This window comes from Bacillus sp. JJ864, from assembly GCF_036963045.1.
Taxonomy (GTDB): domain Bacteria; phylum Bacillota; class Bacilli; order Bacillales; family Bacillaceae_G; genus Bacillus_A; species Bacillus_A pseudomycoides_C.
Map to the genome: position 1 here is coordinate 61,891 of NZ_JBALLY010000078.1, position 18,535 is coordinate 80,425.

The 18,535-nt window shown below is 37.0% G+C and carries 21 protein-coding genes; all 21 read left to right on the forward strand.

The genetic code is table 11. The annotated features are described in order from the left end of the window. Positions 1–105: 105 nt before the first annotated feature. Entirely contained in the window at positions 106–309 is a 204-nt protein-coding gene (locus V7024_RS13175) for a DUF2768 domain-containing protein (RefSeq protein WP_335520677.1), read from the forward strand. A 21-nt stretch (positions 310–330) separates the two neighbouring features. Then, entirely contained in the window at positions 331–1,041 is a 711-nt protein-coding gene (locus V7024_RS13180; RefSeq protein ID WP_335520680.1) for a hypothetical protein, read from the forward strand. A 191-nt stretch (positions 1,042–1,232) separates the two neighbouring features. After that, complete coding sequence (gene spoIVA, locus V7024_RS13185) at positions 1,233–2,711, forward strand: stage IV sporulation protein A (protein ID WP_272189526.1); 1,479 nt, start codon at positions 1,233–1,235, stop codon at positions 2,709–2,711. Between the two features lie 287 nt (positions 2,712–2,998). After that, positions 2,999–3,271 carry an HU family DNA-binding protein gene (locus tag V7024_RS13190; RefSeq protein ID WP_001043860.1) on the forward strand — a complete coding sequence of 91 codons (273 nt, stop codon included), beginning with the start codon at positions 2,999–3,001 and terminating at the stop codon, positions 3,269–3,271. A 123-nt stretch (positions 3,272–3,394) separates the two neighbouring features. Beyond that, positions 3,395–3,964 (forward strand): GTP cyclohydrolase I FolE, encoded by a 570-nt coding sequence (gene folE, locus V7024_RS13195; RefSeq protein WP_098915288.1) that lies wholly within the window; start codon positions 3,395–3,397, stop codon positions 3,962–3,964. A gap of 278 nt (positions 3,965–4,242) precedes the next feature. After that, entirely contained in the window at positions 4,243–4,986 is a 744-nt protein-coding gene (locus V7024_RS13200) for a heptaprenyl diphosphate synthase component 1 (RefSeq protein ID WP_335520688.1), read from the forward strand. 35 nt (positions 4,987–5,021) lie between these two features. After that, positions 5,022–5,729: a demethylmenaquinone methyltransferase gene (locus V7024_RS13205; RefSeq protein WP_335520691.1), complete on the forward strand. Its 708-nt coding sequence runs from the start codon at positions 5,022–5,024 to the stop codon at positions 5,727–5,729. Positions 5,730–5,896: 167 nt separating this feature from the next. Beyond that, positions 5,897–6,859, forward strand: a complete 963-nt coding sequence (gene hepT, locus V7024_RS13210; RefSeq protein ID WP_098915285.1) for a heptaprenyl diphosphate synthase component II — start codon at positions 5,897–5,899, stop codon at positions 6,857–6,859. 122 nt (positions 6,860–6,981) lie between these two features. Beyond that, positions 6,982–7,428 carry a nucleoside-diphosphate kinase gene (ndk, locus tag V7024_RS13215; protein WP_335520695.1) on the forward strand — a complete coding sequence of 149 codons (447 nt, stop codon included), beginning with the start codon at positions 6,982–6,984 and terminating at the stop codon, positions 7,426–7,428. Positions 7,429–7,710: 282 nt separating this feature from the next. After that, positions 7,711–8,883: a chorismate synthase gene (gene aroC / locus V7024_RS13220; protein ID WP_335520698.1), complete on the forward strand. Its 1,173-nt coding sequence runs from the start codon at positions 7,711–7,713 to the stop codon at positions 8,881–8,883. Further along, complete coding sequence (gene aroB / locus V7024_RS13225) at positions 8,883–9,974, forward strand: 3-dehydroquinate synthase (protein ID WP_335520702.1); 1,092 nt, start codon at positions 8,883–8,885, stop codon at positions 9,972–9,974. Before aroC ends, aroB begins: the two co-directional genes overlap by 1 nt. Then, positions 9,971–10,333 (forward strand): chorismate mutase, encoded by a 363-nt coding sequence (gene aroH / locus V7024_RS13230; protein WP_335520704.1) that lies wholly within the window; start codon positions 9,971–9,973, stop codon positions 10,331–10,333. The genes aroB and aroH overlap by 4 nt, the downstream gene beginning before the upstream one ends. A 14-nt stretch (positions 10,334–10,347) precedes the next feature. After that, positions 10,348–11,460 (forward strand): histidinol-phosphate transaminase, encoded by a 1,113-nt coding sequence (hisC, locus tag V7024_RS13235; protein ID WP_335520707.1) that lies wholly within the window; start codon positions 10,348–10,350, stop codon positions 11,458–11,460. 117 nt (positions 11,461–11,577) lie between these two features. Next, complete coding sequence (gene aroA / locus V7024_RS13240) at positions 11,578–12,861, forward strand: 3-phosphoshikimate 1-carboxyvinyltransferase (protein WP_335520810.1); 1,284 nt, start codon at positions 11,578–11,580, stop codon at positions 12,859–12,861. Positions 12,862–12,972: 111 nt separating this feature from the next. After that, entirely contained in the window at positions 12,973–14,235 is a 1,263-nt protein-coding gene (locus V7024_RS13245) for a tetratricopeptide repeat protein (protein ID WP_335520812.1), read from the forward strand. Positions 14,236–14,307: 72 nt separating this feature from the next. Beyond that, positions 14,308–14,844: a ReoY family proteolytic degradation factor gene (locus V7024_RS13250; protein ID WP_335520710.1), complete on the forward strand. Its 537-nt coding sequence runs from the start codon at positions 14,308–14,310 to the stop codon at positions 14,842–14,844. A 224-nt stretch (positions 14,845–15,068) separates the two neighbouring features. Beyond that, on the forward strand, positions 15,069–15,527 hold the full coding sequence (locus tag V7024_RS13255) for a YpiF family protein (protein WP_335520713.1): 459 nt from the start codon (positions 15,069–15,071) through the stop codon (positions 15,525–15,527). Positions 15,528–15,667: 140 nt separating this feature from the next. Continuing rightward, positions 15,668–16,180 carry a ubiquinol-cytochrome c reductase iron-sulfur subunit gene (locus V7024_RS13260; RefSeq protein ID WP_335520716.1) on the forward strand — a complete coding sequence of 171 codons (513 nt, stop codon included), beginning with the start codon at positions 15,668–15,670 and terminating at the stop codon, positions 16,178–16,180. Next, on the forward strand, positions 16,181–16,855 hold the full coding sequence (gene qcrB, locus V7024_RS13265; RefSeq protein ID WP_020059592.1) for a menaquinol-cytochrome c reductase cytochrome b subunit: 675 nt from the start codon (positions 16,181–16,183) through the stop codon (positions 16,853–16,855). A gap of 45 nt (positions 16,856–16,900) precedes the next feature. After that, complete coding sequence (locus tag V7024_RS13270; protein WP_098915274.1) at positions 16,901–17,668, forward strand: menaquinol-cytochrome c reductase cytochrome b/c subunit; 768 nt, start codon at positions 16,901–16,903, stop codon at positions 17,666–17,668. A 238-nt stretch (positions 17,669–17,906) separates the two neighbouring features. Next, positions 17,907–18,497 carry a DUF1405 domain-containing protein gene (locus V7024_RS13275; RefSeq protein ID WP_335520723.1) on the forward strand — a complete coding sequence of 197 codons (591 nt, stop codon included), beginning with the start codon at positions 17,907–17,909 and terminating at the stop codon, positions 18,495–18,497. The last annotated feature ends 38 nt before the right edge of the window (positions 18,498–18,535 follow it).

Sequence of the window (18,535 nt, forward strand, 5' to 3'; positions counted from 1 at the left end):
GCTTTTGCTGAATTTTGAGGTAGTGTGAAATAAATCAATTATTTTCATTTGTTTAAAAGTTATAATTTGTTAAAATAATAGAAAAATACATTAGGAGGGGGATATATGTCTGCTGGTCTTATAAAGATGTGGTTTGCTTTGGGGGCAATGGTTCTCATGTTTATTTCTGTTGCTTTCATTTTGCTAAGTCGTCATAAAATAAAGAATACATTTTTAAAAGGGTTTACAGCTTTGTTTGCGTATGCATGTATGGTTGTATCAGGATTTATTATTTTTCTTGTCGTATTTAGCGGACCGATCGAACAATAGAAACTAAAGGACGGATTTCTAATGAAGAAAATACTACTGATTTTCGTAATATGTTGCACTATTATTCTATCTGGTTGTCTATATCCGAAAGAAAAGGTGCAACAACACGTCGTACCATATGAAGACCAATTACAAGCGGTACAAACAGCAGTTAATACATATAGAGAACAAAATGGTCACATATTGCCTATTAAAACTCGTGATATGAATACACCAATCTATCAAAAATATCCGATTGATTTTCAAAAGATTACCCCTAGGCTGATGCAAGAACCTCCTGGAAATGCTTTTGAAAGCGGCGGCATTTATCAGTATGTATTAATTGATGTAGAAACAAATCCAACTGTGAAATTAATTGATGTACGAACAGCGGAGCGAGTTCAAGATTTAAAGTTGAAATTACAAATCTATCGTGATGAGCATCGATATCCACCATTTAAAAAAGTAATTACAGATGGTGTGTATGAGCTTGATTATACTAAAATGGGCTATAAAGAAATTCCTCAAGTGGAAAGCCCTTATTCTGGTAAAAACTTACCTTTTGTTGTTGACGAGAAAGGTGAGGTATATATTGATTATCGCATTGACTTATACGACATGTTACAAAAATATGGTGATGAAGTAAAAGAAGGAGACGATATTCGTCAGTTACTTGTAAAGCATACTCCATTTGTACCGGCGTATTCTTTGCCATATACAGTGAAGGATAAAGAACCAATTTTTTTTAAGTGATAAGTCATGAACCTTTCTTTTAGCGAATAAGTTCTAGAAGAAGGGTTTTTTACTTCTTGAAATATTTGCATCGCTAATAAAAAGTTTTTTTAAAATAGTCATATGAAATTGGGACAAAATCATATGCTGTATTGTCCAAACTACAAGAATAATCATGATTTATTCCCAAAAATTTTGAGGGAGGGAATCACTTGGAAAAGGTTGATATTTTTAAAGATATTGCTGAGCGCACAGGCGGTGATATTTATCTCGGGGTTGTAGGGGCTGTCCGAACAGGGAAATCTACTTTTATTAAGAAATTTATGGAGCTAGTTGTCATTCCAAATATTGAAAATGATTCAGATCGCCAGCGCGCACAGGATGAACTGCCGCAAAGCGCAGCAGGGCGTACAATTATGACGACAGAACCAAAGTTTGTTCCAAACCAAGCGGTTTCTATCCATGTTGATGAAGGGCTTGATGTAAATATTCGCTTAGTAGATTGTGTGGGCTATACTGTCCCAGGAGCGAAAGGGTATGAAGATGAAAATGGGCCACGCATGATAAATACACCGTGGTATGAAGAACCAATCCCATTTCATGAAGCTGCGGAAATTGGAACGCGCAAAGTAATTCAAGAGCATTCTACAATTGGGGTAGTTATCACAACTGATGGAACAATCGGAGAAATCCCGCGCCGCGATTATATTGAAGCGGAAGGACGGGTTGTAAATGAATTAAAAGAAGTAGGAAAACCGTTTATTATGATCATTAATACAGTACAGCCGTATCATCCTGATACAGAACAACTTCGTCAAAGTTTAGTAGAAGAATATGATATCCCGGTGTTGGCAATGAGTGTAGAAGGACTAAGAGAAGGCGATGTATATAACGTATTACGTGAGGCATTATATGAATTTCCGGTTCTTGAGGTGAATGTAAACCTTCCAAGCTGGGTAATGGTGCTACATGACAACCATTGGCTTCGTCAAAGCTATCAAGAGGCTGTTCAAGAAACGGTGAAAGATATTAAGCGCCTTCGTGATGTTGATCGCGTTGTATGGCAATTTAGTCAATATGAATTTATCGATCGTGCAAGTTTGGCAGGGATTGATATGGGGCAAGGTGTTGCAGAGATTGATTTATATGCACCAGATGAATTGTACGATCAAATTTTAAAAGAAGTGGTAGGTGTTGAAATTCGAGGCCGAGATCATTTGTTAAAACTAATGCTCGACTTCGCTCATGCGAAAATCGAATATGATCAAGTTGCGGATGCGCTGAAAATGGTAAAACAAACAGGATACGGTGTTGCAGCACCGGCCTTAGCAGATATGAGCCTAGATGAACCGGAAATTATTCGACATGGATCGCGCTTTGGGGTGAAATTGAAAGCTGTTGCCCCGTCGATTCATATGATTAAAGTCGATGTGGAATCAACATTTGAACCGATTATTGGAACAGAAAAGCAAAGTGAAGAACTTGTTCGCTATTTAATGCAAGATTTTGAAGATGATCCGCTTTCTATTTGGAATTCTGATATTTTTGGGCGATCACTTAGCTCGATCGTTCGAGAAGGAATTCAGGCAAAATTATCATTAATGCCAGAAAATGCTCGCTATAAGTTAAAAGAAACGCTAGAACGAATTATAAATGAAGGATCTGGCGGCTTAATAGCAATTATTTTATAATCGAAAGACTCCTTATTTGGGGGTCTTTTTTTATTTTTCATAGAAAAACAAAATGTCATTATCTAATACTTTATGGTTGATTGTCAAGCTTCATTAGTTTTTTACACTTTCATGGCAACATTTTCTTTAAAAATATTGAATTATAAAGGAGAATCGTATAATATAGGCCTAGATAATGATTTATCTATACCTTTGTAGTATAGAATTTGTAAAAATTGCCTACAAATGAAGGTAAGACTCATTTTATGATCATTATACAGTCGTATCTTTGGGAGGAGGTGAATGGCATGAACAAGACAGATTTAATCAATGCTGTTGCAGAAGCAAGTTCCCTTTCTAAAAAGGACGCAACAAAAGCAGTTGACGCTGTTTTTGATTCCATCTTAGAAGCTTTAAAGCAAGGTGATAAAGTACAACTTATCGGATTTGGTAACTTCGAAGTTCGTGAGCGTGCGGCTCGTAAAGGACGCAACCCACAAACTGGTGAGGAAATTGAAATCGCGGCAAGCAAAGTACCTGCATTCAAACCTGGTAAAGCGCTAAAAGATGCGGTTAAATAATCCTTACATATTTACGGGGAAGAAGAGTTTCCTTATCGGAAACTCTTCTTTTTGCATTTAAAAACATATATATGCTAGAATGTGTTCGTAGTATTTTTAGGTTTTATTCGGGAGGGCTAGCGGATGGCAAATGTAAACTTAGAGCAAATAGAACATGCAGTACGCCTTATTTTAGAAGCAATTGGGGACGATCCAAATCGTGAGGGCGTATTAGATACACCAAAACGTGTTGCGAAGATGTATGCAGAAGTATTTTCTGGTATGCATGAAGATCCGAAAGAACATTTACATAAAGTGTTTGGTGAAGATCATGAAGAACTTGTATTGGTAAAGGATATTCCGTTCTTTTCTATGTGTGAGCATCATCTCGTTCCGTTTTATGGCGTTGCTCACGTTGCATATATTCCACGTGGTGGAAAAGTAACTGGACTAAGTAAATTGGCACGTACAGTAGATACAGTTGCACGTCGACCGCAATTACAAGAACGCATTACATCAACAGTAGCAGATTCTATTATGGAAGTATTAGAGCCGCATGGTGTGATGGTTGTTGTAGAAGCAGAGCACATGTGTATGACAATGCGCGGTGTGAAAAAACCTGGTGCCAAAACGGTAACAACTGCAGTGCGTGGTACGTTAGAAGCAGACGTAGCAGCACGTGCGGAGATTTTATCTTTTATTAAGACGAATTAGTAGGAAAGCAGGAAACTGCTTTTCTTTTTTTATCCCGCTATTCATGGGCGGTAAGACCCCATCTCAAGATTGAGGAAGAATCAAAGAAGATAGGTGGGGGATGAAGAAAACCACACTGATGGAAGTTTCATTTTATTTTATAACGATTTAATGCTTAAGATGAGATGAAATAAAGATTGATTTTTTTACTTTGGTTTGTTGCGTCAAGTTTTATTTATAGAAAAATGAATGAATGTGTTATAATAGGTTTTATGAATTAGAAAACAAGGGTGATTTTTGTGGGTGAAATTTACGGAGGGTTTGCGGATATAAAGGAGCAGCTATATAAAAAACTACGCCATCCTTATTTTATAAAATATATTGAAGAACCAGTTGTTGATGAAAAAAAAATAGCGTTCTTATATTCCATTTTAAAAAATGCAAACTTACATAAAGAACAAATTGAACATTACGCAGTTACAATTATGCTTGTACAAATTGCTTTGGACACGCATGAGAAAGTATCAAATAAAGAAGAGACCGATGAATTTCATAAGCGGCGCCAATTAACGGTATTAGCAGGTGATTATTACAGCGGGTTATATTATTATTTACTTTCAATGAATCATGATATCACATTGATTCGTGCCTTAGCAGACGGAATTAAAGAAATCAATGAACAAAAAATTATGCTATATCAGCAAACATATGAAACGATTGAAGAAATGTTAAAAAGTGTCGGAATGATTGAATCGGCTCTTTTACAGAAAACATGTGACCATTTTCAAGTGCCGCATGTAAAGTCTGCAATAACTAACATGTTAACAATAGATCGTTTGCAAACAGAGTATCAAATATACATGAAGAAAGAATCGTCACCTGTATTTGCTGCATTTCAAAAGATTTTGTCTCATGATGGTGAAATAAAAGTAGAAACCGTATATAACGAATTGATAAGAAAAATGCGAAGTCAGTTCAATATTTTGGTGCAAAATAATACAGGAATTGAAACATTTCTTTCCACATTGAAAGAGGCCACTTGAACATTTTGAATTTACAGTTGGAAGAAGGGTAAAGCATGCAACAATCAAAAGAAGAAAGAGTACATGACGTATTTGAGAAGATATATAATAAATACGATGTAATGAATTCGGTTATTAGCTTTCAAAGACATAAAGCATGGCGCAAAGAAACAATGCGAATTATGGATGTTCAACCGGGCAGCATAGCGCTTGATGTATGTTGTGGAACGGCTGACTGGACGATTGGGCTTGCTGATGCAGTCGGTTCTAGCGGGAAGGTATATGGATTAGATTTTAGTAAAAATATGCTTTCTGTTGGAAAAGAGAAAGTGGCTACTTTACAATTAAATCAAGTAGAATTACTTCATGGTAATGCGATGGAATTGCCATTTGAGGATAATATGTTTGATTATGTCACAATTGGATTTGGGCTCCGGAACGTACCAGATTATATGCAGGTATTAAAGGAAATGACGCGTGTTGTAAAACCGGGTGGAAAGGTTATTTGTTTAGAAACATCTCAACCGACAATGATTGGAATCCGTCAAGGCTACTTTTTATATTTTAAATTTATCATGCCGTTATTTGGAAAGTTATTTGCTAAAAGTTACAAAGAATATTCATGGTTACAAGAATCTGCAAGTACATTTCCGGGGATGAAAGAATTAGCTCGTATGTTTGAAGAAGCTGGATTAGAAAAAGTACAAGTAAAGCCGTTTACTTTTGGAGTAGCAGCAATGCATTTAGGATATAAACCGAAGTAAATGAGGAAATGTATTTTTTGATAATGGAAAGCCTTCAGCAATCGGGAGCATATTAGAAGTTATTTCCCACCTTCCTTTTTTATTTTCTGATAATTTTAAGGTGGAAGTTTTATTATTGATTAGAGCGGGATAAAATAGAAAAGAAGTTTTAGGTTAAGGTGAACGATATGAAGTTACAACTTATGTATTCTTTTTTACGATCGGATATTGATAAAATTGAGAAAGAACTAAAAATAGTTGTTGCTTCTGAGCAACAATTGCTGGAAGAAGCAGCGTTGCAACTAATTGAGGCCGGTGGAAAACGAATCCGACCTGTTTTCGTTCTGCTTGCAGGGAAATTTGGCGATTATAAGCTTGATGTGATTAAGCATGTTGCGGTTGCGTTAGAGCTTATCCATATGGCTTCTCTTGTGCATGATGATGTAATTGATGCCGCTCTTTTAAGAAGAGGAAGTGCGACTGTAAATGCCAATTGGGGTGATCGCATTGCAATGTATACAGGTGACTATCTATTTGCAAAGTCTCTGGAATGCATTACAAATTTAGAAAATCCAGAAGTTCATAAAGCATTATCAAATACAATTCTTGAAGTGTGTAAAGGTGAAATTGAGCAAATTAAAGATAAGTATGATTTTGGGCAAAATTTACGAACATATTTACGTCGTATAAAGCGGAAAACAGCATTGTTAATTGCGGCTAGCTGTCAATTAGGTGCCCTTGCATCTGGGTCCTGTCGGGATACTGTAAATCGTTTATTTTGGTATGGATACTTTGTTGGTATGTCATATCAAATTATTGATGATATTTTAGATTTTGTATCAACAGAAGAAAAGCTTGGAAAACCAGCAGGGGGAGATTTATTACAAGGTAATATTACACTTCCTGTTTTATATGCAATGGAAGACCGAGCACTTCGTGAGAGAATTGTTCAAGTTAACGAAAATACGTCTTCGGATGAAATGAAGAGACTTATTGAAGCAGTCAAAAATAGTGATGCAATTGATCAAGCTTTTGCATTTAGCGAGAGATATTTACATAAAGCACTAGAAGTGATTAAGCCGTTGCCTCGTGGACAGGCAAAACTGGCGTTGCAAAATGTTGCAAAATATATTGGGAAACGTAAATTTTAAATGTTTTTTGAGAAAAATAATAATCTCTCCATTTCAAAACTATTGCACAATTCTGATAAGGGTGATACTATGTGTTTGGGGATATACAATTATATACATAATGAGAAGTGGAGAGATTTATTATGGAGAAAACGTTTTTAATGGTAAAACCAGATGGTGTACAACGTGCAATCGTTGGGGAGATTGTTGCTAGATTCGAAAGAAAGGGCTTTCAATTAGTCGGAGCTAAGCTAATGCAAATCACACCAGAGATTGCTGGAGAGCACTACGGTGAGCATAAAGAAAAGCCATTCTTCGGCGAATTAGTAGATTTTATTACATCTGGACCTGTTTTTGCAATGGTATGGCAAGGTGAAGGCGTTGTTGAAACAGCTCGTAATATGATGGGAAAAACAAAACCAAGTGAAGCTGCACCTGGTACAATTCGCGGTGACTTTGGACTAACTGTTGGGAAAAATATTATTCACGGTTCAGATTCTCTTGAAAGTGCAGAACGTGAAATTGGTATTTTCTTCAAAAAAGAAGAGCTAGTTGAGTATTCTAGAGTAATGAATGAGTGGATTTACTAATTATTTTTAAATAATTTGTAACCGCTTTAAAAATAGTAGGTTCAATGGAAAAAGCGCAAGAAAGGATGGTCACACTCCTTCTTGCGCTTTTTTGTTTCAAATTATGTAAATTCATATTGGTGTTTTAACATATAAGTTGCTCATATGCACGGCCAGATGCTCCCGCTGTCTTAAGAAGAAAGGGGTTTTTATGTGTTTTTTCAATTTGTACTTATTTAGTTACGAAACAATAAAGGTTATGATATAGTGTTACATAAATACTGAAGTAAAGGGGAGTAACCGATGAGATATATAACAGCTGGTGAATCTCACGGACCGCAACTAACGACAATATTAGAGGGGATTCCGGCAGGTTTATCTTTAGTAGCAGATGATATTAATACGGAGTTAGAAAGAAGACAAAAAGGCTACGGTCGTGGACGCCGCATGCAAATTGAAAAAGATCAAGTTCAAATTTTAAGCGGTGTTCGTCATGGATATACAATTGGTGCACCAATTACACTTGTTGTCGAAAATCGTGATTTTACACATTGGACAAAAATTATGGGGGCAGAGCCGTTAACAGATGAAGAATCAAAAGAAGTAAAACGGCAAATTACACGACCTCGTCCAGGACATGCAGATTTAAACGGAGCAATTAAATATGGCCATCGTGATATGCGAAATGTATTAGAACGTTCTTCTGCCAGAGAAACGACGGTTCGAGTTGCTGCTGGAGCTGTTGCAAAGCGTATTTTAGAAGAATTGGGGATAAAAATAGCGGGACATGTTATTGAAATTGGCGGAGTAAAAGCAGAAAAGCAATCGTATTCCTCTATTGAAGAGCTACAAACAATTACAGAGGCATCTCCTGTTCGATGTTTAGATGAAGAAGCAGGAAAGAAAATGATGCAGGCAATCGATAATGCGAAAACAAACGGAGATTCTATCGGAGGAATCGTTGAAGTTGTTGTCGAAGGGGTGCCGATTGGTGTTGGAAGTTATGTGCATTACGATCGTAAATTGGATGCAAAACTTGCAGCGGCGATCATGAGTATTAATGCATTCAAAGGAGTGGAGATTGGAATTGGTTTTGAAGCAGCACATAAACCTGGAAGCCTTGTCCATGACGAGATTTTATGGGACAAGGATCATGGGTATACAAGACGTACAAATAACGCCGGTGGGTTAGAAGGTGGTATGACGACTGGGATGCCAGTTATTGTTCGCGGGGTTATGAAACCAATTCCAACTCTATATAAACCGCTGCAAAGTATAGATATTGATACGAAAGAAGTGTTTCAAGCAAGTATTGAGCGTTCTGATAGTTGTGCAGTGCCAGCGGCAAGTGTTGTGGCAGAAGCTGTTGTAGCTTGGGAGCTTGCCACAGCTGTCATTGAACAATTTGGAACGGATCGCATCGATTTAATTCGTGAAAATATTAAGAAACATAACGAATATGCGAGGGAGTTTTAATGGAGACAATACAGATTCAAACAAGTTCTAAACAATACGATGTGTATGTCGGAAATGAGGCACTATCACAACTAGCAACGCTTATAGAAAATATGAAGCCAGCTGTTTCAAATATTTTACTGATTTCTGATGAAACGGTAGCATCATTTCATTTAGACGAAGTGATCAATACTTTGCATGTAAAACAAGACGTATTTTCGTTCCTAGTTCCAAGTGGAGAGAAAGAAAAATCGTTTGAAAATTATTATGCGGCTCAAACGTTTGCGCTTGAAAATGGCTTGGATCGTCATTCGCTCATTCTTGCACTTGGCGGCGGAATGATTGGAGATTTAGCGGGATTTGTTGCATCGACGTTTATGAGAGGGATTCGATTTGTTCAAATACCAACTACTTTACTTGCGCATGATAGTGCCGTTGGAGGGAAAGTGGCCATTAATCATCCGCTTGGGAAAAATATGATTGGCGCATTTCACCAACCAGAAGCGGTGATTTATCATACTCCGTTTTTAAATTCGCTTTCAGAAGAAGAGTGGCGCTCTGGTTATGCGGAGGTCATTAAACATTCGCTTATTGGAGATGTAGAATTATATCATTGGCTTCGTAAAGAAGTGAAACAGCTGACTGATTTAAGAGATGATAAATTAATTTATACACTGCAACGAGCGATTCCAGTAAAGGCAAAAATTGTTGCAGAGGATGAAACTGAAAAAGGTATACGTGCTCACTTGAATTTTGGGCATACACTTGGGCATGCACTTGAAAAAGAGATGGGATATGGCAACATAACACATGGTGACGGCGTTGCAATTGGCATGTTATTTGCGATCTTTTTAAGTGAACAAATATATGAAAAAGACCTTCAATATAAGGAAATCAAACGTTGGTTTACGGCATATGGCTATCCAATTATGCCAAATAGACTTGATGTGAACCGTCTTATTCAAGTAATGAAACAAGATAAAAAAGCGAACGGTGGAACAATTCGTATGGTTGTTATGCAGGAGATTGGGGTAGTGGATGTCGTATCTATTTCAGATGAAACCGTCCGCACAGCTTTAGAGTCATTTCAAAGAGAGGGGGAGTCTATTTGATTCGCGCGATTCGCGGCGCAACTACAGTCAATTGTAATGAAACAGAACAAATATTGATTGCGACAGAGCGTTTAGTGAAAAAAATGGCAAGCGATAATAGAGTTTCTCCCGTTGAGATTGTATCTGTACTGATTTCAATAACAGCAGATATAAATGCATGTTTCCCAGCGGCGGCATTAAGATGTATTGAAGGCTGGGCATATGTACCGGTTATGTGCATGCAAGAAATAGAAGTACCAGATGCTCTTGAGAAATGTATTCGTGTTATGATGACGGTTATGACAAATAAACACCAGCATGAAATTCAACATGTCTATTTAGAGAAAGCGGTACGACTAAGGCCCGATTTACAAAAATGACAGGGGGAATTTGAATGAAAGTAAAAGAGCAATTATTGTCACTTAAAGCGTATGTGCCAGGAAGAAATATTGAAGAAGTAAAGAGACAATATGGACTATCTAAAATTGTGAAACTAGCGTCAAATGAAAATCCATTTGGATGTTCACAACGTGTAGATGAAGCGTTGGCATCGTTAGCTGGGCAATATGCGCTCTATCCGGACGGCGGGGCGTATGCTCTTCGTGAAAAATTAGCAGTGAATCTTCGTGTGAAAGGAGAACAAATTATATTTGGTAGCGGTTTGGATGAAGTCATTCAAATGATTAGCCGTGCTCTTTTACAAGAAGGAACAAATGTTGTCATGGCAAAGCCGACATTTTCACAGTATCGTCATCATGCCGTAATTGAAAAAGCGGAAGTACGTGAAGTCCCTTTAAAAGAAGGTACGCACGATTTAGAGGCAATGCTTGCGCAAGTTGATGAGCATACACGAATTGTATGGATTTGTAATCCAAATAATCCGACCGGAACGTATGTAGCAGAAAAACAATTACTTTCATTCTTAGAGGCAGTTCCGAAAACAACACTTGTTATTATGGATGAAGCATACTATGAGTATGCTGGAGCGAAAGATTATCCGCAAACATTACCACTTCTAGAGAATTTTGAAAATTTGATGGTATTGCGCACATTTTCAAAAGCATACGGATTAGCGTCCTTCCGCATTGGTTATGCAGTAGGAAATGAAAAGTTAATACGTTCATTAGAAATTGCTAGATTACCATTTAATACGTCATCAATTGCACAGATAGTTGCGCAAGCTGCAATTGAAGATCAAGCGTTTTTACAAGAGTGTGTGAAAATGAATAATGAGGGATTGCAGCAATATTCCGATTTTTGTGAGAAGCATCAAGTATTTTATTATCCATCACAGACGAATTTTATCTTTTTAGATCTTGGGCTTCCAGATGATGAGGTATTTGAAAGATTATTGCAAAAAGGATACATCGTTCGTTCTGGTGGTCCGCTTGGTCTACCAAATGGTATTCGTATTACAGTTGGAACGAAAGAAGAGAATGCCGAAATTATTGCAGTGCTTACTGAACTCATAGAAAAAAATGTGAGAAAAGAAGAGACATATTCATAAAAAAAAGAAACGGCTCCATGAATAGGGGCCGTTTCTTTCATCTTATTTGCGAAAAGAAGAAAGAAAGAAGTACAATAAAGAGAGGATACATAGGTGAATAGTAATGAGGTGTTCGAGGTGAAACGATTAACAAAGCTTAAGAATGGATTAAACGGAACGATTTTTATTCCTGGAGATAAGTCCATTTCGCATCGTGCTGTCATGTTTGGGGCGATTGCAGAAGGAGTTACGAAGATTACAAATTTTCTTCAAGGTGAAGATTGCTTAAGTACGATTGCTTGTTTTCAGAAGTTAGGCATTACGATTGAGCAAAATGGTACCGATGTCACTGTATATGGAAAAGGATTAAAAGGATTAGTAGAACCAGCGGAAGTATTAGATGTTGGAAATTCAGGAACGACAATTCGGTTAATGCTTGGTATACTCGCAAATGTACCGTTTCATTGTACAGTTATTGGAGATGTTTCAATTGGAAAACGCCCGATGAAACGTGTTACAGCACCCCTTCAGCAAATGGGTGCTAAAATTGATGGAAGAGAAGATGGACAGTTTACACCGCTGTCGATTCGAGGCGGGGAGATAAAAGGTATACACTATTCTTCTCCTGTAGCAAGCGCGCAGGTGAAATCAGCTGTTCTTCTTGCGGGATTACAAGGGGAAGGCGTGACAACTGTGACAGAACCAATACAATCTCGTGATCATACAGAGCGTATGTTACGTGCGTTTGGTTGCGATGTTACTGTTGACGGATTAACTGTATCATTACAAGGTGGGCAAAAGCTCTCTAGCACGAATATTGAGGTGCCAGGAGATATTTCTTCAGCTGCCTTTTTCTTAGCGGTAGGTACAATTGTATCAAATAGTAAAATTGTACTGAAAAATGTAGGGTTAAATCCAACAAGAACAGGGATTCTTGATGTACTATCCCAAATGGGGGCGAATTTATCAATAGATAATATTCGGAATGAGGAGTTTGAACCATTCGGTGATATTACAGTTGAAACTTCACAGCTAAGAGGGATAGAGATTGGTGGTACGCTGATCCCAAGACTCATTGATGAAATTCCAATTATAGCATTGTTAGCAACGCAAGCTGAAGGGATAACTGTAATTAAGGATGCAGAAGAATTAAAAGTAAAAGAAACGAATCGGATTGATACAGTTGTGAATGAATTGAAAAAGTTAGGAGCAGATATTGAAGCGACAGAAGATGGTATGATTGTCCGTGGTAAAATGCAATTACACGGAAATGCGGTAAATAGTTATGGGGACCATCGTATTGGTATGATGTTAGGAATTGCAGCGTGCATAGCAGATGGAGAAGTTATTATTGAAAATAGTGAAGCGGTAGCTGTGTCATATCCAAATTTCTTTCAACAGTTACACATGCTACAAAGCTAAAAGAATCTTTTCCTTTTTGAGAAGGTTCTTTTCTTCATCATGACAGTTGATTACGCAGAAGCAGTTGTTTATTATGGAATTTACAAAAGTATTTATATAAAGGAGCGAGTTATGCAAAAGTTTGAACAAGCTGTTACATATATTGAAAACGGAGAAGTAGAGAAAGGGTTACAACTATTAGCAGAACAAGTAAAACAAAGTACGGATGAAGAAAAGTATGATATTGCCCGTTATTACTATACGCTAGGGTTTGTAGATCAAGCGTTAGAAATAGCAGAAGATTTACATTTGTTATATCCGGAAGAAAGTGAGTTTACGTTATTTTTAGCAGAATTATATATTGATTTAGATAAAGAAGATGAGGCGATTGAAGTACTTCACGATATTCCAGAGAATGATGAATTATATGTTCAATCTCTATTACTTGCATCTGATTTATATCAAATGCAAGGTTTTGACGAAGTAGCAGAACAAAAATTATTAAAAGCGAAAGCAATCATGCCGGATGAGCCAGTAGTTACCTTTGGACTTGGGGAATTATATAGCAGTAAAGGTGAAGATAGTAAAGCAATTCCATATTATGAATCATTACTTCCAGAGCATAAAGTGATGGGCGGTGTTGTTGTTGCGCTTCGCTTGGCTGAAAATTTAAGTGCACTAGGGCAATGGGCTGAAGCGATTTCTTATTATGAGGAAGGTTTAGAAGAGCAGAAGGATATACATTCTTTATTTGGATTTGCGTTTACGCTCTATCAAGGAGAACAGTATCAAAGAGCAATTAGTGCGTGGGAAGAATTAAAAGAGCTAGATCCAGAATATGCATCTTTATACATGTATTTGGCAAAATGCTATGAAAAAGAAGGAATGCTTCAAGAAAGTTATGAAACGCTTCAAGAAGGAATGAAAATTGACGAATTATCGGTACCATTTTATGTAGAGTTTGCTAACATTTCAGCGAAACTAGGGAGAAGAGATGAGGCAGAAGCTGCGCTGAAAAAAGCATTAGAGCTTGACCCTTCACATTTAGGGGCTACATTAAAGTATTCATACATCTTAAAAGAAGAAGAAAGATATGAAGAGATTATTGCTGTTGTAGAAAAAGCCATTGATAATGGAGAGACAGATACGCAATTACTTTGGGATATTGCTTATGCGAAAAAACAATTAGAATTGTATTCAGATGCACTAAAACATTACCAAAGTGCATATACTTCTTTTAAGAATCATCCAGACTTCTTAGAGGAATACGGCTACTTCCTGTTAGAAGAAGGGTTGCGAAAAGAGGCGAAAGAAGTATTTACACGTTTATTACAACTAGATCCAACACAAACTCATATTGAAGAATTATTATATAATTTAGAAGATTTTTCTTAAGTTGGAAGGAAACTGAATGCTGCTTCTTGAATGTAAAAAGAAAAGAGAAGGGCAGAGGAGGGATTAAGCGCGATGAATACCCCTGTTTCTGTGAACGAAAAGAAAGATTTCGTAAAATGGTTTTTAAATAATTATCAACTGAAACAGCGAGAATGTGTTTGGATTTTAAATTATTTAATGAGTCATGATCAATTAATGGATAAGGTGCATTTTGTAGAGCATGCGAAATATTGTCCGCGTGGTTTGGTGATGTCTGCAAACTGTGTGAAAGATTTACCGTTTCATTTTTATAAACAAAATGTGATGACGACTGACGCGGAAAAATCCTTTCATGATATTCGCTTAAACAGAGATGAAGATATTTTTATTCAACTTAACTTTAAGTCATCTTTTCAAAATGCGAACTATGTAGCAGTGTTAGAAGAGAATCCATACTTACCGAAGAATATCGAAGTAAATGAAAAAGATCGTTTATTAGCAGAACGATTTTTAGAGGAAAGTGTATATTCATTTCGGAAAGAACGACTGTTAAAATTAATTGATGAAGCACTTGATACTCAAGATGAAGAAGCATTCCGCAGGTTAACAGAAGAGTTAAAACGATTATAAACTTCTTTGTAAATAGGAATTTTGACAATTTTTAGATTATTTTAAAGAAAAGCCATCTTTTAAAGATGGTTTTTCTTTTTTTACCTTTATCTGTATGGTTTAATAGAAATAAAGTGGACTTTTTTGGTAGTCATTTAGATCAATTAAGTTCTTATAGACAAGTAGCATGGGGGAGTCATATTGTTTGTTAGAAGAGCAATAAGAGAAAAAGGGGGCTATTAATTGTGAAATGGGCTGTAGCAGATGTAGAACAATATGAAAAAACAAGAGAATATATTGATACAGGAATTATACCACTTCTTTCAGTTTCGTTTGAAAAGGGGATGAAGACAGCTGCTGTAGAAGGAGAATTTATTTCTACTTTAACTAGAGAACTAGAGAGGGAGTATAAAGGTAGAGTATTCTTATTACCATCATTTACGTATGTAGAAGGAGCCAATGTAAGTGAGCGCCAACGTCTATGTGATTGGACGAACTATTTAAAAGAGAACGGCTTGCGGCATATTGCGCTAATTACGAGTGATTTTTCATGGAAGGAAATTGAATACGAGTTACCAGAACAATTATTTTATTTACCAGCACTACCGTTAGACCAGCTTAGTGATCAAGCGAAAAGAGAAATAATTTATGCACAAATAAAAAATATTATGGAAATATTGACTGAAAAATGGGAAAATAAATAATTAATAGAAAGTTTTAATAATTGTGATTAGTATAATATTGACCAATGTAGTAGGGTATTATATCATGATAGTGTCCTAGTCTTTATCTTTTATTTCAATTTTTCACGGGGGACAATTTCTGATAGAGGGGGGGAATTTTCGTGAGTGAGAGAGAACATATGGTGTCAAGAAGGCAGTTTTTAAACTACACTCTTACAGGTGTAGGAGGATTTATGGCGGCAGGGATTTTAATGCCAATGACGCGTTTTGCGCTTGACCCAGTTCTAAGGAAAGAAGCAGGGGGGGAGATGGTTGCGGTCGCGCAAGTGAAAGATATTACGACTGAACCGAAACGCTTCGATTTTAAAGTGAAACAAGTTGACGGTTGGTATAAATCCGAAGAACCAAAGTCAGCGTGGGTACACAAAGATGAAAGCGGAGACATCGTGGCATTCTCTCCAATTTGTAAGCATTTAGGATGTACAGTAAACTGGAATTCGGACAAGGCACATCCAAATCAATTTTATTGCCCATGTCACGGGGGGCGTTATACGAAAGATGGAAAGAACATAAAGGGAACACCACCGCTTGCGCCGCTTGATGTGTATCAGGCAAAGGTGAAAGATGGAACGCTTTATTTAGGTAAAGCGAAGCCACAAGGGGGGGCGAAGTAGATGTTAAATAAAATTTATGATTGGGTAGATGAACGGCTTGATATTACGCCTCTGTGGCGCGATATTGCAGACCATGAAGTGCCGGAACATGTGAACCCAGCTCATCACTTTTCTGCCTTTGTTTACTGTTTTGGAGGTCTTACATTTTTTGTAACTGTTATTCAAATTTTATCAGGAATGTTTTTAACAATGTATTATGTACCAGATATAAAAAATGCGTGGGAATCTGTCTATTACTTACAAAATGAAGTGGCATATGGACAAATTGTTCGCGGTATGCATCACTGGGGAGCAAGTCTCGTTATCGTGATGATGTTTTTACATACACTTCGAGTTTTCTTTCAAGGTGCTTATAAAAAGCCTCGTGAATTAAACTGGATTGTCGGCGTTCTTATTTTCTTTGTTATGTTAGGCTTAGGTTTTACAGGATATTTATTACCATGGGATATGAAGGCATTATTCGCAACAAAAGTAGGGATTCAAATTGCAGAACAAACACCACTTATTGGACCTTATGTAAAAACGTTGCTTGCCGGCCACTCCGAAATTGTCGGTGCCCAAACATTAACTCGCTTCTTTGCTATTCACGTATTCTTCTTGCCAGCTGCACTTCTCGGATTGATGGCAGTTCACTTCATCATGATTCGCAAACAAGGTATTTCTGGTCCACTATAAGGTTATTAGATTTAAAAGTGAGAACATAATTAAAGGAGGGAGACTATGCATCGCGGCAAAGGGATGAAGTTTGTCGGAGATTCGCGAGTACCTGCTGTCAGAAAACCGAATATTCCGAAAGATTATTCAGAATATCCAGGGAAAACAGAAGCATTTTGGCCAAACTTTTTATTAAAAGAATGGATGGTTGGTGCCGTCTTTTTAATTGGCTATCTTTGTTTGACCGTAGCGCATCCATCGCCATTAGAAAGAATTGCAGATCCTACAGATACAGGATATATACCACTTCCAGACTGGTATTTCTTATTTCTGTATCAATTGTTAAAGTATTCTTATGCATCTGGTCCGTATACGGTTATTGGTGCATTTATTATGCCAGGCATCGCATTTGGCGCATTATTACTTGCTCCATTTCTTGATCGGGGGCCAGAACGCGGGCCATTTAAACGTCCAGTTGCAACAGGATTTATGCTGTTAGCGTTAGCATCTATCGTTTTCCTAACGTGGGAATCTGTTGCTACGCATGACTGGGCAGCAGCGAAAAAGCAAGGGGCAATTGTAAAAACGGTACAAGTTGATAAAAATGATGACGGTTATAAAATTATGCAAAAAAATACATGTTTAACATGTCACGGTGAAAACTTGCAAGGGGGAGCAGCTGCACCAGCATTGCAAAACTTGACATTAAAGCCAGAAGAAATTGCAAAAATTGCAAAAGATGGAAAGGGTGCAATGCCAAAAGGTGTTTTTAAAGGAACGGATGAAGAGTTGAAGAAATTATCGGAATTTATTGGGAAATACAATAAAAAATAAAGTGAAACTTCCATCAGTGGGGGTCTTACTGCCCGCGAATAGCGGGATCAATGAGAGCTGACTACAACTTTGTAGTCAGTTTTTCTATTTTAGGCAGGGAATTTGCTATAATAAAGTAAAACTTTTATCAGTGTGGGCTGATTCCCCGCCAAAAGCAATGGGGTGTAATCAAATGCATTCGTGCTACGGTTCATGCATCACAGTGATGTTTATTTTGGAAAGTTGAGGTAGTTCTATTTTGGCATATACATATTTGTTATTAAGACAACGTTCTTTTCTATGGCTTTTGCTCATTATTAATATTTTTGGAACAGTTTATGGGTATATTTGGTATAAAAATCAATTGATAGAAACACCGGCTATTTTTTGGCCGTTTGTTCCAGATAGTCCAACAGCTAGTTTGTTTTTTGTTTTTGTATTAATTGCGTTTGTACAAAAGAAAAATTGGGGTTTAATGGAAGCGCTAGCAGTTATAACATTAGTCAAATATGGGATTTGGGCTGTTGTCGTAAATGTATTAACTCTTATTGTTACCGGATATATTGGAATAGAAGGATATATACTCATTATTTTTCATATGGCAATGGCTGTACAAGGACTTTTATACGCACCATTTTATCGAATGAAATATTGGCATTTTATTATTGCAGTTATTTGGACATTGCATAATGATGTTATCGATTATGTATGGGGACAAATGCCAAAATATAGTGTTATGTATATGTATGACCGCCAAATTGGCTATTTTACATTTTGGCTTAGTATCATTGTTTTGGCTACTACATATTATTTTTGTCTAAGAGAGAAAAGATTAACGCTTTCTTTATAAAGTGAAACTTCCGTCAGGGGGAGAGTTTTTTCATCTCC

Bases quoted from the DNA above. Each gene is read 5' to 3' on its own strand.
- qcrB (WP_020059592.1), top strand. From the start codon at position 16,181: ATGTTAAATAAAATTTATGATTGGGTAGATGAACGGCTTGATATTACG.
- folE (WP_098915288.1), top strand. From the start codon at position 3,395: ATGGCAAATGTAAACTTAGAGCAAATAGAACATGCAGTACGCCTTATT.
- V7024_RS13245 (WP_335520812.1), top strand. From the start codon at position 12,973: ATGCAAAAGTTTGAACAAGCTGTTACATATATTGAAAACGGAGAAGTA.
- hisC (WP_335520707.1), top strand. From the start codon at position 10,348: ATGAAAGTAAAAGAGCAATTATTGTCACTTAAAGCGTATGTGCCAGGA.
- V7024_RS13180 (WP_335520680.1), top strand. From the start codon at position 331: ATGAAGAAAATACTACTGATTTTCGTAATATGTTGCACTATTATTCTA.
- hepT (WP_098915285.1), top strand. From the start codon at position 5,897: ATGAAGTTACAACTTATGTATTCTTTTTTACGATCGGATATTGATAAA.
- aroC (WP_335520698.1), top strand. From the start codon at position 7,711: ATGAGATATATAACAGCTGGTGAATCTCACGGACCGCAACTAACGACA.
- V7024_RS13190 (WP_001043860.1), top strand. From the start codon at position 2,999: ATGAACAAGACAGATTTAATCAATGCTGTTGCAGAAGCAAGTTCCCTT.
- V7024_RS13205 (WP_335520691.1), top strand. From the start codon at position 5,022: ATGCAACAATCAAAAGAAGAAAGAGTACATGACGTATTTGAGAAGATA.
- ndk (WP_335520695.1), top strand. From the start codon at position 6,982: ATGGAGAAAACGTTTTTAATGGTAAAACCAGATGGTGTACAACGTGCA.
- V7024_RS13250 (WP_335520710.1), top strand. From the start codon at position 14,308: ATGAATACCCCTGTTTCTGTGAACGAAAAGAAAGATTTCGTAAAATGG.
- V7024_RS13270 (WP_098915274.1), top strand. From the start codon at position 16,901: ATGCATCGCGGCAAAGGGATGAAGTTTGTCGGAGATTCGCGAGTACCT.
- aroB (WP_335520702.1), top strand. From the start codon at position 8,883: ATGGAGACAATACAGATTCAAACAAGTTCTAAACAATACGATGTGTAT.
- V7024_RS13175 (WP_335520677.1), top strand. From the start codon at position 106: ATGTCTGCTGGTCTTATAAAGATGTGGTTTGCTTTGGGGGCAATGGTT.